The sequence below is a fragment of the Psychrobacter sp. DAB_AL62B genome, from assembly GCF_028895345.1.
Lineage (GTDB): Bacteria > Pseudomonadota > Gammaproteobacteria > Pseudomonadales > Moraxellaceae > Psychrobacter.
In genome coordinates, this window is sequence record NZ_SAXC01000001.1 from 663,482 (window position 1) to 676,716 (window position 13,235).

A 13,235-nucleotide genomic window follows, 5' to 3' on the forward strand; every position below is an offset into this window, starting at 1 on the left:
ATTTTTTATGCTCGAATTAAGTTGTTTATCAAGTCATCATACGTGACGATACTAAAAATAGCGAAATTACCCCATAAAATCCAGTGCTGATTGCCTATAAATAAATCCATTCAAACCATTTCATGAGGTAAAAACCAGCGTTTATAAAAGCACTTAAGCGTTTAATTTAATACTTGACTGTTAACTAGGTATAACGAAGTTTTAGCCTCAGCATTCCAGTTAGCAGTCAATTAACTGCTCGACTACCCTTGTCAACTGGCGTTTTTGTCCGCATAATGAATATCCCCATACATTAGCTAGACGATATATAACCATGACAACACCAGCTACCCATAATGCAGATATTGACGACGTGAATATTGAAAAATTTATTCCTTTAATCACACCTAATGAGCTCAAAACTGAGCTGCCTTTATCAGAACAAGCCTATCACACAGTGCTAAAAGGTCGCCATACTATCCAAGATATCTTAGATGGTAAAGACAAGCGCTTATTCGTTGTGATTGGTCCTTGCTCTATTCACGATATCAAAGCCGCCCACGAATATGCCGATCGTTTAGCCATATTGGCAAAAGAGATCGAAGATAGCGTATTCGTTGTGATGCGTGTCTATTTTGAAAAGCCACGAACGACCGTCGGCTGGAAAGGCATGATCAACGACCCTGATATGAATGACAGCTTCGATATCGAAAAAGGTCTGCGTACTGCTCGTAAGCTACTGCTTGATTTAAATGAGAAAGGTCTACCTTGTGCAACAGAAGCACTTGATCCGAACACGCCGCAGTACATGCAGGACTTGATCAGCTGGTCAGCGATTGGTGCGCGTACTACTGAGAGCCAAACGCATCGTGAGATGAGCTCAGGATTATCATGCCCAGTTGGCTTTAAGAATGGTACGGATGGTGGCATGACCGTTGCTGTCAACGCCATGCAAGCCGTAAAAGCCGGACATAGCTTCTTAGGTCTTTCATCAGATGGTAAAGTTTCTATCATTAAATCTAAAGGCAACCCTTACGCCCACGTGGTATTACGCGGTGGTAACGGCAAGCCTAACTATGATGAAACTGCCGTTGCGCAAGTAGAAGATGCGCTAGCTAAAGGCAAAACCAGTAGCAAGATTATGATTGACTCAAGTCATGCCAACTCAGGTAAAGACCCTTACTTACAACCAATGGTTATCCAAAACGTCGCAGAGCAAATTAAAAACGGTAATAAATCTATTATTGGTATGATGATTGAGAGTCACTTAAAGGGTGGTCGTCAAGAGTTGACCGCTGATTTAGATGCACTCGAATACGGTATGTCTATTACTGACGGTTGCCTAGATTGGGATAGTACGGTCAAAGCGCTACACGATTTACGCGATATGGTAAAAGATGTATTGCCTAACCGCTAATAGCAATGAGCTATAATTAATGGTTATTAAGCAATTTAGAAAGCATTAAGCAATTCATAAAAAATCCCGTTTGACAGTAGAATGTCAGACGGGCTTTTTTATACTCTGTAACTTATAAAATAGTTTACTTGATACTACTCACTTGCTGCACCTAATACACTGGTTAAGCTCTCATGCACGTGTTTAGATGACACATGTTGCTGTAAATCAAGCAAATGCTCATGTGCCATTTGACGACGTGGCTCAGCTAAAGTATACCAGCGTGCCAGTACTTGTAATAAGCGCGACGCTATCATTGGATTAGAATCATCCAGCTTTTTAATGACAGCCGTATAGATATCTAAACCTTCTGGTGTCCATAACACCGTTGGCTGCGAGGTAAAGGCGCTAATCACTGAGCGCACACGATTGGGCGTATTCCAATCAAAATCTGTATGCGCTAATAATGATGCAATAGTATCGGTACTGACATTATCGGCAGAGGCTTGCACGCTAAACCACAAATCAATGACCAAATCGTCTGCTTGAAAACGCTGATAAAAATCTGCTAAATAAGCATCAGCATTTGCCACTTGATGATTGACCATAACTTTTAACGCACCAAAGCGCTCCGTCATACAGCTGGCATTGTCATACTGCTGCTGCGCCCACTCGGCTGCACCTGTGACGTTGGCCGTCAATGCCATGTCTAACACCACATTACGCAGCGCACGTGCTCCAAGCGCTTCAGGGCTATCTTTATAAGATTGCATTGGTAACTGCTCATAAAGCGCTGCCCACTGATCTTTTAGAGCAACTGCCAGCTGCTGATACAAGCCTTCACGCTGCGCTTTAATCAACTCTGGATCATAATCTTTATGAACGGCAGCAGCCAGCTCTTGTGCCGATGGGATATCAAGCAAGCGCGCAGCCAACATCGCATCGTCGGCAGCTAGGTCAGGCAATGTCTGAGCCAATGCTTGCAGATATACCTCTGTATCATTACTCTGCAGCAAAATACGGTTGACCAGCATTTGCGTCACTTGCCAGCGGTTAAAACCGTTGGTTTCATGTTTGAGTAAAAATGCCAAATCTTCATCTTGGTAATCATAATTAAGCTGCACTGGCGCACTAAAATCACGTAGTAAAGATACTACAGGCTCACTAGTCACTCCTTCAAACTCAAAGATTTGGGTTGCTTGGTCTAATAGCAACATACGCTCAGCGATGATATCACCAGAATTTTTATCAAATAACGCCGTCGCGACCGGAATAGGCAATGGTTTTGGCGCATCAAAACCACTCACGTGACGGGTTTGCTGACTCAACGTAATGGTTAATGTTTGTGCCGCGCTGTCGTAGTATTGATGACCAGAGACAACTGGCGTACCCGGCTGGCGATACCAATCTATAAAGTCTTCGATTTTGTCATTAGTAATACTAAGTGCAGATAAAAAGTCCTCAACCGTGACCGCTTGCCCATCATAACGACGGAAATACTCATCCGTCCCTTTACGAAAGTCATCTGGTCCGAGAATATTAGCAATCATACGGACAATTTCAGCACCTTTCTCATAGACAGTGGTGGTGTAAAAGTTATTAATCTCAACGAAACTCTCAGGACGCACAGGATGCGCCAGTGGTCCTGCATCCTCTGCAAACTGATGGGCGCGTAAGGTGGCGACATCATCAATACGCTGTACTGCACTCGACTGTTGATCAGCTGAAAACGATTGATCACGATAGACTGTAAAGCCTTCTTTCAAGCACAGCTGGAACCAATCGCGGCAAGTGATACGATTGCCCGTCCAGTTATGGAAATACTCATGGGCGATGATGGCTTTCACACTAAAACTACGGCTATCCGTTGTGGTCTCAGGGCTTGATAACACACAAGCGGTATTAAAAATATTTAGGCCTTTATTTTCCATCGCACCCATATTGAATTGACTGACCGCAACGATCATATAGCGATCTAAGTCATAGGCACGGCCATAATTGTCCTCATCCCATTTCATCGAATCTTTTAGCGCTTGCATAGCAACATCGCATTTATCAATATCGGCAGACTTTGCGTATACTTCAAGCAAGACGTTTCGACCTTCACTGGTAGTATAAGAATCTGTCAACACATCTAAATCAGCAACCACACAAGCAAACAGATAGCTTGGCTTATTGGTCGGATCATGCCAAATCGCATAATGACGGTCTGGTGCACCCTCAACCTCGCCCGCTTCGATCAAATTACCATTGGCCAATAGCGTTGGATAACGCTTATCAGCCTCAAGACGGGTGGTAAATATCGCTAGTACATCAGGGCGATCTGGATAAAAAGTAATCTTACGAAAGCCCTCTGGCTCACACTGTGTGACAAACATGGTATCGTCGCCACTACCCGCCATATAAAAGCCTTCAAGCGCCGTATTGGTCTGCGGGCAGATGCGAACCTGAATCTCTAACGTTACCTCATCAGGCGCATCAGTAATCATCAACTTACTGGCTGCTTGCTGATAACGCTCAGCTGTCAACTGCTCCCCATTCATCGTAATGGCCAGCAACTCTAAATCTTCACCAAATAGAACGATATCTCCTGCGGTTTGACGTACCATCTTTAGAACGCTATCTACCTGCGCATGATCCTCAAACAATTTAATATCTAAATTGACGGTTTCGACATCGAAGCTTGGTTGTTTATAATCTGTTAAGTTGATTTTACTAGGCTCATGTAACGGTACATCAGGCATTTCAGGATTGATAATTTGCGCATCGGTTTCAGCGGTAGACATATGGATTCCTATTATTTTTTATGATGACAATATGATATTAAAAGCGACATGATATTAAAATGCGACGTTAAAATATGATGATTAAAACGTATGATTAGTCACGTTAAGGCTCTTCAATAGTTAGCACAAGCTTTATAATGATTAGATTTATAACGGTGTTTAGCTACATTGACCTAAACGACCAAATTTCAAGGGCGATTATGAATAAAATCGAGCTTATCATCTAGTGTTAGCATATGACTAATAACTAAAATTTTGATTCATTGATTACTAAATACGCCTCTCATCACTAACACAGCTTAATCGTGAGATAATTATGGTTAAAATAATGGCATAAGGAAATTGATGACAATCAATAAATTTAGTCAAACACTTTTGGCAATGGGCGTCATATCTATTTGTAAATTCTAGAATTATTTACAGTAATAGTACTTACATAAAGTAACATTTAGTATATTATAGATAGTAATTGCCTAAGTTTTATCCTAAGCAGTTTAAAAAAACAAATTTAATTAAAATTTTAGGAGCTCTTTATGTCAACCAGTTTTTCAAAAATCGCTGCACTCGCTGTATTATCAAGCGCCGTTGTCTTCGCATCAGGTTGTGCTAACAAACGTGCTACTTCTGAAGTTGTCGTTGCCCCACTAGGTATCCCAGGTGGTCAAGCTGGTTATAATGGCGCTGTTATTGTAGATAACTCAAATGCCGTTATTACCGGTGCTGAGAACCTACAAGCCGTTGTGTACTTTGCATTTGATAGCAGTGAGATTACCTCACAATCGGCTGGCGTATTAAACCAACACGCCGGTTTATTAAAATCAAACCCAGCAGCTGGCGTTGTTATCGCAGGTCATACCGATGAGCGCGGTAGCCGTGAATATAACATCGCACTAGGTGAGCGCCGTGCCCAAGCAGCACGTGATTATCTTGCTGCACAAGGCGTTGCAGTAAATAACATCCGTGTGATCAGTTATGGTGAAGAGCGTCCTGCTGCTGCCGGTCAGAGCGAAGATGCTTATGCACAAAACCGCCGTGCTGAATTGTCTTATTAATATCGTTTAACAAGACGTCATTCGTATAAAAAAAGCCCAGCAATTATATTGTTGGGCTTTTTGCGTTCTGTTGCGCTAAGATGGATATAAATATAAGTGATCAGCTTCTACAATAAATATATGATGCAAGACTCCAGCCTAGACCATATCCAATATACTCAGCTCGACCCAATGACATGGTGCGCGACTGCACAAGTGAGTGCACCTCTCCCTATAAATAATCTAAACCAATCAGGCAAATTGTCGCCGTCATTTATATCAAATCGAGTAAACACTCACGAAATCAAGCTCCATAACTTTAAATGGTACCATCAAACTTCTCAAACAACGCTTCTATCCGTACGCGAAATGGCTTATAAACAGCGCCAGCAGCAACGTGCAGGAGTGCGGCTATTACTACAATCATTACTCAACAAGCTAAATGTTAGTGATAATTTAGATGACTCTAGCTTTCCTTATCGACTCAATACTAGCCAATATTTTGTATGTTTCAGCCATACTGCTGCTAATAGTAAAAGTACAAACATTAAACCCAACAATGAAAAATATTTTGACGATAAAGTGGCGGTGATTATTAGTCGCTATCGTGCGGTGGGTATCGATATAGAAGTCAATGATGTTGCATGGTATATAGCACAGCGTTTTTACCATCGTAATGAAATTACGATCTTGCGAACATTGCCAGTGATCCAGCGTGACAATATCGTCAAATTACTGTGGCAGATAAAAGAAAGCTTTATCAAGATCTATCAATATAAACTTGCGCAGGGTTTAGGAATGGATTACTCCTTTCTTATTTCAGAGTTAATCAATGGTATTAAAGACGATATACCTTTGGTAGTCATTACTGATTCTGAAGCAAATTATCATATTGCTCTTATTCCCTCTCAGCAGATCGTCATTGTCTATTAAATAACGCCTAAATATAGTGACGCTAAATAACCCTTATTCTTTATTTTAGGCATAAAAAAACGACCCTTTTCAGGATCGTTTTTTTATGCGCTTATTCTTCTTTTAATAACAGTCATTAAACTGTTATTAAATTAGAAGCGGTAAGTTACACCGGCTTTAACGATTGGGTACCAAACGTTTTTATCTTTGATTTCTTTTTCTGCTGCTTCTTTAAATCCGACTGTATCCGATCCAGAAACATTAGTTACTTCAGCATCCATCTTACCCATATATGCTGCGCCTAACTCACCGAACACGCCCCAATTTTGGTTAATGTTTGGACGGTAACCAATAGTAGCATAAGGTGCTAATTTGTTTTTGTTTTCAGCTCTAATAGTTGCACTATCAACTTGATATTCAACATCATCGATAGAAACAGTTGCATCGCCTAATGAAGCAGCGTCAGCAGCAATTGAAGCTTCAATCTTGTTACGCGGGACCATCGTACCGGCAGCAACTGTGAAGTTATTAGCAAACGGACGCATTTGAACGCCAATGTATGGATTGCTGAAGTCTACATCATAATCCATTGTACCTTGATAGTTACCATAACCATCACCTAATGCTTTGTCCCAGTTGATCCAAGAATCATTAGCATTTAGGTCTCTATCGCCGTCAAAGTTCATGCCAGACCAACCAGCTTGTAGCTCAGTTTTGTCGTTAACACCCCAAGCAATGTTAGCACCATAACCTAGTGTACCAATTTCAGCACTTATAGCAGCTGGGTTGACTGCTTGTTTGAAGAAACCTGTAGTACCACCAACAATAGCGCCTGTAGTGTTACGTACTACACCAGCGTCAGCATCATATGCATAGCTAGGTTCAGCTTGGTAAGCAACAGCCACTGGCTCAGCTTCATATACCACTGCGTCATTACCGTCAACAACGATAATTGGATCAGCAGCTAGTGCAGCAGTTGACGCTAAGATTGCAGCAGAGATTGCCGTTAATTTAATAAGTTTCATAATTACTCTCCTAAAGTATAAAATAATTCGCCCGTAAAAAAATGATATCCCAGCTCTTTTTGAACAATCATTTTGATGTGCAGATTAAAACAATTTTAACTCAAAAAGTCACCCCTAAAGACGCACTTTTTATTTACCATTATGTAAAGATTGCATAGATATTGTAATAATTGCTACACCAACGCGCAAAACTTCGCTTTCTTGTTACACAATACTCTTAAAGCCACTGCGTAGCCTAAACATGAATATTGATACGCTTAACGCTCATGTAAAGGTATTACAAAATATGTCTGTATGATGAACTACCTTATAAATTAACTCAATGACAGTTATAGAGTTTATTACTACAGTTTGTTGTGGTTTGTGAGTTAACGTATCTAATATTACTTAAGCGCATAGATAACTTATAGATAGTTTTTAAATAATTTAGCAATATTTTATAGATAATGGCACGCAACCTAAATGCATTTATATATAATACTATATAGGCTTGTCTAAGCGCGATATTATGCTAGATTAGATGAGTAATACCGTTGCCGTGTGTCTTTATATTTATTCTTGTTTCGTGTTATTTCTTCAGTCTCATTGCTTAAAACGTCGTGATGTTCTCTGCTGTATTCTTTTCATTATTACTGAGCCATTCATATGCCTAAAGTATCGTCGATTACCCGTGTGCTAGAGATTATCGAGGCGGTATCCTACGCCTCTAAGCCACTCTCGCCACTTGAGCTGTCGCAGAAGCTTGATATTCCAAAGCCGACCATCCATCGATTGATTCAAAATCTGGTTGACGAAGGGTTTGTGACTGTCGATATTGGCGGTGGTATTGTTCCTGGCAAGCGGGTACGTAATTTAAGCGTCGAGCTTTGGCAACAGCGACTGTTCTTCAATGAGCGACAAATAATTTTGCAAAATCTGGTCAATGAACTTAAGGAAACGTGCGGTATTGGCGTTCCTTATCATATGAATATGATCTATACCAACCGTGCACAAACGAGCTTACCATTACAGATTTATCTACCAGTGGGCGCAAAATCACCGATGTGGTGTACCGCAACCGGCAAGCTATATTTGAGTCAGCTATCCATCGCCAGTCGCGATAAGATACTGCAAGGTCTTTCATTAGATAAATTTACTAAGAATACAATCACGGATATTGATGCGCTAAACGCCGAGCTTGATCGTATCGCTGAAACTGGCATCGGTATTGATAATGAAGAGTTTATCTCTGAGATGGTCGCCGTATCGGTTCCCGTATTGGATAAAAAATCTCGCTATCTGGCCTCATTATATATTCATGCCCCAACCATACGAGTCTCGCTGGATGAGCTATTGACTCATGTACCACGACTGCAAATAGCGGCACAAGATATTCAAACGCTCGTCTATGATCTGCAAAGCTAAACTGCCTATTAAAAATATAAAAAAAGGTCTGCACTATTATAATAGTGCAGACCTTTTTTAAAATGAATCGACTATATGATAAATAAATAGATACTACGAAGACAGCACGGTGCTATCGTAGCGAGCCATAATACTAGAAAAATCCTTATCTCCATTTTCTACGGTATGCGCTCCATAAAGCTCTGTGGCTTTGGCACCCATTGGCGTATCGACATTGGCATCCTGCGCCGTTTGCATCGCTAGGTTAAGATCTTTTTGCATCAATTTACTCATAAAGCCGCCTTGGTATTGATTACTTGACGGTACGTTTTCCATTACCTGCGGATAAGGGTTATAGACCTCAAGTGTCCAGTTACGACCGGAGCTTTGTAGCATAATATCTGACAGCACTTTCGGGTCTAAGCCATTTTTGACGCCTAAGTTAATCGCTTCTGCCGTTCCCGCCATTAGAATACCTAACAGCATATTATTACAGATTTTTGCGACTTGTCCGGCACCCTGCTCGCCAGCATGAAAGATGTTTTTGCCCATGACTGCCAGTATCGGTTCGGCTTTAGCAAATGCATCAGCGCTACCACCAACGATAAAGGTAAGACTACCAGCAATAGCGCCGCCCGTACCACCAGAGACTGGCGCATCTAAGAAGTCGATACCCAGCTTGTTTGCTGCCTCTGCCACTAATCTTGCATCAGCTGCAGCGATAGTACTACTGTCAATCACCAAGGTGCCTTTCGGTAACTCTGCCAGTAAACCATTGGCTACTTTACCATCTTCTGTATCACCTAAATAAACCGCATGGACATGCTTGCCAGCAGGCAACATGCTTATAACGACTTGAGCATCGCTTGCCGCGTCTTTTGGGCTATCTGCAACGCGCGCACCTGCTTGCTGTAAGCGCTGGGTTGCGTCTGCAGATAAGTCATATACAGATAGCGCATAACCTGCCTTTAACAAATTTTCCGCCATTGGTGCGCCCATATTACCAAGCCCAATGAAGGCGATATTTGCTTTAACAGTATTGTTATCACTGTCACTGTTATTAGCAGTCGTACTTATATCCTTTTGACCCATCTCATCGCTCCTTGATGATTAATTATATAGACAGTATTAAATATGGTCTTGCATTGTTTTTTAAGTTTGATTTATATCTAATCGTTATAGTGGTCAGCAAGTTACGTGATTAACGCACAAAATTAACGTACAAACTGACTGCCTAATGCGTCATCGCTCAGCCAATCACCCAAAGGATGCTCACCTTTAGGATAAGGATTTACAAAGTGCTGATGAATGTACTGCTGTCCTTCTGCGCTAAGACAATCTGCTAATGAGCGCGACCATTGTGGATTGCGATCTTTATCAATCAGCAGCGCACGCACACCTTCTTTAAAGTCAGGATTGGCCGCACAATGTACCGCCACATTGGTTTCTAAATATAAAACCTGCTCTAGCGATAAATCAGTGGCTTTATGATAAAGACCATAGGTCAAAGCAGCAGTCACTGGGCAACCATGCCGATACGTTGCCACTGCCCGCTGCGTCCAGCTATCCTCAGCAAAACCTTTATCTAGTTGTGCTAGCGCCTCATCACTTTGTAATACTGCATCAATATCACCCAAACTACCGCTATTCATCAGCTGTTGGATAGGATGCCAATAACTTGCTAATTTGCTAGTAGGCAACTCGGCTATTGGCTGCGCAGCTAGTGCACGGCTGACGATACTATAAGCGCTATTGTTATGAAACTTATCGGTACTATCAGAGTCAGCAACCGCTTGCCAATCACTCTGCTTTAAGCGCTGGATGATGGCGTCATAGTCACTGCTAGCCACCGCATATTCGGCAAGATTGACCAATAAGGCATCGTTGCCGTTACACTGCGCACCAGTCAGCCCTAAAAACAAGCCAGTTTTGGCGGGCATACGCTGCAAAAACCAACTGCCAGACGCATCAGGGAATAGTCCAATAGTAATCTCAGGCATAGCAAAGCGTGTGCGCTCGGTGACCAAACGGTGACTGCAACCAGCCATCAGTCCCATACCGCCACCCATGATAATGCCATCACCCCAGAGTATTAACGGCTTGGAGTAAAAATGCATTTGCCGATAGAGACGGTATTCATGACTAAAAAACTCCGTCGCATAAGGATTCGGTAGCGGCGCGGTTTCCGACATACTGTCATACAGCTTACGGATATCTCCGCCGGCACAAAATGCCTTATCGCCTGCGCCTCTTAGCACCAAGGCCACTACCCGATCATCACGTTGCCATTGTTCTAACTGTTGTGATAGTAATTGACACATCTCAACGCTCAAGGCATTAAGAGATTTAGGGGTATTTAACGTCATTATCCCAATAAGGTGACCACAATCTGTCGGCTCGGTGCTGAATAATACCGGCGCTTCTAGTGCTGTGTCTTCTATAGCTGCTGTCATAAAAGTGACCTACGAAAATTAAAAGAAAAATACTATCATTAAGTTTGATTCAATAGCGTTTATTTATTTTGCCAATTGGGTTTACGCTTCTCTAAGAAGGCTTGTACACCTTCACGCTGATCCATGGTGTCGAACAACTTCACAAATGCTTCGCGCTCATAAATGAGGTTTTGCGCAGGCGGTGTATTTCTTGCCGCTTGAATCAGTGCTTTAGAATAACTGGCGGCAACGGGGGATTGCTTAGCGACTTTTTGTGCTAGTGCTTGTGCTGCTAATAAACCCCCACCTTTTGCAGTGACTTCTTCGACCAAACCAATACGCAATGCTGTCTCTGCATCGACGCGCTCACCGCACAATATCATGCGCTTTGCCCAGCCTTCACCGACTAGAGCCGTTAGATTTTGCGTGCCACCAGCGCACGGCAATAATCCAACGCCCGTCTCAGGTAATGCCATTTGGGCATGCGCTTCAGCGATACGGATATCACAAGCCAGCGCACACTCAAGCCCGCCGCCCATCGCATAGCCGTTGATAACAGCGATACTGACGCCACGATAGGCTGACAACGCTTCAAAAGCTTCGCCAAACGCTATCGCCATACTGATCGCATGACCTTTATCACCATCGGCAAAATTATTGAGATCTGCGCCTGCTGAAAAGAATTTTTCGCCATCACCATGGATAATTAAAGCGTAGATATCATCATTGGCATTAAGGTCAGTAACCAGCTGCTTAAGCGCCTTTAGACTGTCCATCGTCCACGTATGTGCAGGTGGATTATTGAGTGTGAGTGTGGCGGTATGACCATCAATCGATAGGTTTAAGTTGGTGTAATCCGTCATAGAACATCCTTGTTATAAACTTTTTATAAAGTCACTTAATTCAAAAAGCTGAATAGGTGAATTATTTATTCATAGCAACTGATTAGCGTAACTGGCTTAACGTATCGTCTTGTAGCAGCTGACGCGAGACAATCACCCGCATAATCTCATTGGTACCTTCCAAAATCTGATGTACGCGCAAATCACGCACATGGCGCTCGAGTGGATACTCGTTTAAATAGCCGTAACCACCATGTAATTGCAGGGCTTCATTAGCCACATCAAAACAAAGGTCAGTAGATAATCGTTTTGCCATCGCACAGTAAGTAGAGGCTTGCGCATCATTATTATCGACTTTGTTGGCTGCTAGATAAAGCATTTGCCGAGCAGTAATCGTTTGGGTCAGCATATCGGCGAGCTTAAACTGTACTGACTGTAAGCTGGCAATCGGGCTACCGAATTGGCTGCGCTCTTGCACATAATTGGTTGCGGTCTCGAGCGCTGACTGTGCGGTACCAACGGCGCAAATCCCAATATTAATTCGACCACCATCAAGACCTTTCATTGCGATACGAAAGCCTTTACCTTCCTCGCCGATGAGGTTTTCTGCTGGTACTTTGACATCTTTAAAGCTAATGGTGCGCGTTGGCTGCGCTTTCCAACCCATTTTATGCTCGTTTTTGCCATATTCAATACCAGCGCTATCGGCATCCACGACAAAGGCTGAAATGCCTTTGGGTCCTGCACCGCCTGTACGCGCCATAACCACTAATACATCGGTTGAGCCTGCCCCTGAGATAAAGGTTTTTTCACCAGTAAGCAGATAATGGTCGCCTTGCTTATCGGCTTTGGTGCGCAGTGAAGCGGCATCAGATCCAGCATTGGGTTCGGTTAAGCAATAACTGCCAAGCCATTCGCCGCTGACCATATTGGGCAAATATTTTTTGCACAAAGCATCGCTGCCATATTCACCAATCATCCAGCCAGCCATATTATGAATACTCATATAAGCAGCAACAGCCGTATCACCCCATGCCAGCTCCTCAAAAACCATGGCAGAATCTAAACGCGGTAACCCTAAACCATCATACTCTGGGTTGGTATACAACCCCAAAAATCCAAGTTCGCCTGATTTTTTGATCACATCAATTGGGAAATGTGAGGTACGATCCCATTCAGCAGCATTCGGCCTTAGCTCTTTTTGCGCAAACTGTCTGGCAGTTTGGCGAAAGGCAGTTTGGTCATCGGTTAATGAGAAATCCATAAGATCATCCTTGGGCTTGCAGAGCAAATATGGTGTTAAAATTGATAAACAGTTAGCTTAATAACGTTATTACAATCATTATTTCAAATAATCTAGCGATATAGCGATATAGCGATATAGCGATCATAAGATTGCGTTTTAATAATACTATAAATACCTTAAGTAATATGAACGCTATACCGCAA

Annotated in this window: 10 protein-coding genes; 4 read left to right on the forward strand and 6 right to left on the reverse strand. The window is 42.4% G+C overall.

What is annotated here, in order from left to right:
• Nucleotides 1-313: 313 nt before the first annotated feature.
• Nucleotides 314-1,396, forward strand: coding sequence for a 3-deoxy-7-phosphoheptulonate synthase (locus tag EPB74_RS02660; protein WP_089555416.1), 1,083 nt, complete (start codon nucleotides 314-316; stop codon nucleotides 1,394-1,396).
• Between the two features lie 134 nt (nucleotides 1,397-1,530).
• Here the strand turns inward: EPB74_RS02660 and pepN are convergent, their stop codons facing one another.
• Entirely contained in the window at nucleotides 1,531-4,119 is a 2,589-nt protein-coding gene (gene pepN / locus EPB74_RS02665) for an aminopeptidase N (protein WP_274902677.1), read from the reverse strand.
• A gap of 575 nt (nucleotides 4,120-4,694) precedes the next feature.
• On the opposite strand from pepN, the gene pal reads away from it, so the two are divergent.
• Nucleotides 4,695-5,213: a peptidoglycan-associated lipoprotein Pal gene (gene pal, locus EPB74_RS02670; protein WP_089555415.1), complete on the forward strand. Its 519-nt coding sequence runs from the start codon at nucleotides 4,695-4,697 to the stop codon at nucleotides 5,211-5,213.
• Nucleotides 5,214-5,333: 120 nt separating this feature from the next.
• A complete protein-coding gene (locus EPB74_RS02675) occupies nucleotides 5,334-6,125 on the forward strand; it encodes a 4'-phosphopantetheinyl transferase family protein (protein WP_274902599.1) in 792 nt (263 codons plus the stop codon).
• Nucleotides 6,126-6,256: 131 nt separating this feature from the next.
• On the opposite strand, the gene EPB74_RS02680 is transcribed toward EPB74_RS02675, so the two are convergent.
• Complete coding sequence (locus EPB74_RS02680) at nucleotides 6,257-7,129, reverse strand: hypothetical protein (protein ID WP_274902600.1); 873 nt, start codon at nucleotides 7,127-7,129, stop codon at nucleotides 6,257-6,259.
• Between the two features lie 645 nt (nucleotides 7,130-7,774).
• Here EPB74_RS02680 and EPB74_RS02685 point away from each other — a divergent pair.
• Complete coding sequence (locus EPB74_RS02685) at nucleotides 7,775-8,533, forward strand: IclR family transcriptional regulator (RefSeq protein WP_089555413.1); 759 nt, start codon at nucleotides 7,775-7,777, stop codon at nucleotides 8,531-8,533.
• 93 nt (nucleotides 8,534-8,626) lie between these two features.
• On the opposite strand, the gene mmsB is transcribed toward EPB74_RS02685, so the two are convergent.
• The 4 genes from mmsB to EPB74_RS02705 form a co-directional block, all read right to left on the reverse strand.
• Nucleotides 8,627-9,604, reverse strand: a complete 978-nt coding sequence (gene mmsB, locus EPB74_RS02690) for a 3-hydroxyisobutyrate dehydrogenase (protein WP_274902601.1) — start codon at nucleotides 9,602-9,604, stop codon at nucleotides 8,627-8,629.
• 122 nt (nucleotides 9,605-9,726) lie between these two features.
• The gene (locus tag EPB74_RS02695; RefSeq protein WP_274902602.1) at nucleotides 9,727-10,965 is read right to left on the reverse strand and encodes an enoyl-CoA hydratase/isomerase family protein; all 1,239 of its coding nucleotides are present in this window, start codon (nucleotides 10,963-10,965) and stop codon (nucleotides 9,727-9,729) included.
• A gap of 59 nt (nucleotides 10,966-11,024) precedes the next feature.
• Nucleotides 11,025-11,807, reverse strand: coding sequence for an enoyl-CoA hydratase (locus EPB74_RS02700; RefSeq protein ID WP_274902603.1), 783 nt, complete (start codon nucleotides 11,805-11,807; stop codon nucleotides 11,025-11,027).
• Between the two features lie 82 nt (nucleotides 11,808-11,889).
• On the reverse strand, nucleotides 11,890-13,050 hold the full coding sequence (locus tag EPB74_RS02705; protein WP_274902605.1) for an acyl-CoA dehydrogenase family protein: 1,161 nt from the start codon (nucleotides 13,048-13,050) through the stop codon (nucleotides 11,890-11,892).
• Between the last annotated feature and the right edge of the window lie 185 nt (nucleotides 13,051-13,235).

Bases quoted from the DNA above. Each gene is read 5' to 3' on its own strand.
- EPB74_RS02660 (WP_089555416.1), top strand. From the start codon at position 314: ATGACAACACCAGCTACCCATAATGCAGATATTGACGACGTGAATATT.
- pepN (WP_274902677.1), bottom strand. From the start codon at position 4,119: ATGCCTGATGTACCGTTACATGAGCCTAGTAAAATCAACTTAACAGAT.
- pal (WP_089555415.1), top strand. From the start codon at position 4,695: ATGTCAACCAGTTTTTCAAAAATCGCTGCACTCGCTGTATTATCAAGC.
- EPB74_RS02675 (WP_274902599.1), top strand. From the start codon at position 5,334: ATGATGCAAGACTCCAGCCTAGACCATATCCAATATACTCAGCTCGAC.
- EPB74_RS02680 (WP_274902600.1), bottom strand. From the start codon at position 7,129: ATGAAACTTATTAAATTAACGGCAATCTCTGCTGCAATCTTAGCGTCA.
- EPB74_RS02685 (WP_089555413.1), top strand. From the start codon at position 7,775: ATGCCTAAAGTATCGTCGATTACCCGTGTGCTAGAGATTATCGAGGCG.
- mmsB (WP_274902601.1), bottom strand. From the start codon at position 9,604: ATGGGTCAAAAGGATATAAGTACGACTGCTAATAACAGTGACAGTGAT.
- EPB74_RS02695 (WP_274902602.1), bottom strand. From the start codon at position 10,965: ATGACAGCAGCTATAGAAGACACAGCACTAGAAGCGCCGGTATTATTC.
- EPB74_RS02700 (WP_274902603.1), bottom strand. From the start codon at position 11,807: ATGACGGATTACACCAACTTAAACCTATCGATTGATGGTCATACCGCC.
- EPB74_RS02705 (WP_274902605.1), bottom strand. From the start codon at position 13,050: ATGGATTTCTCATTAACCGATGACCAAACTGCCTTTCGCCAAACTGCC.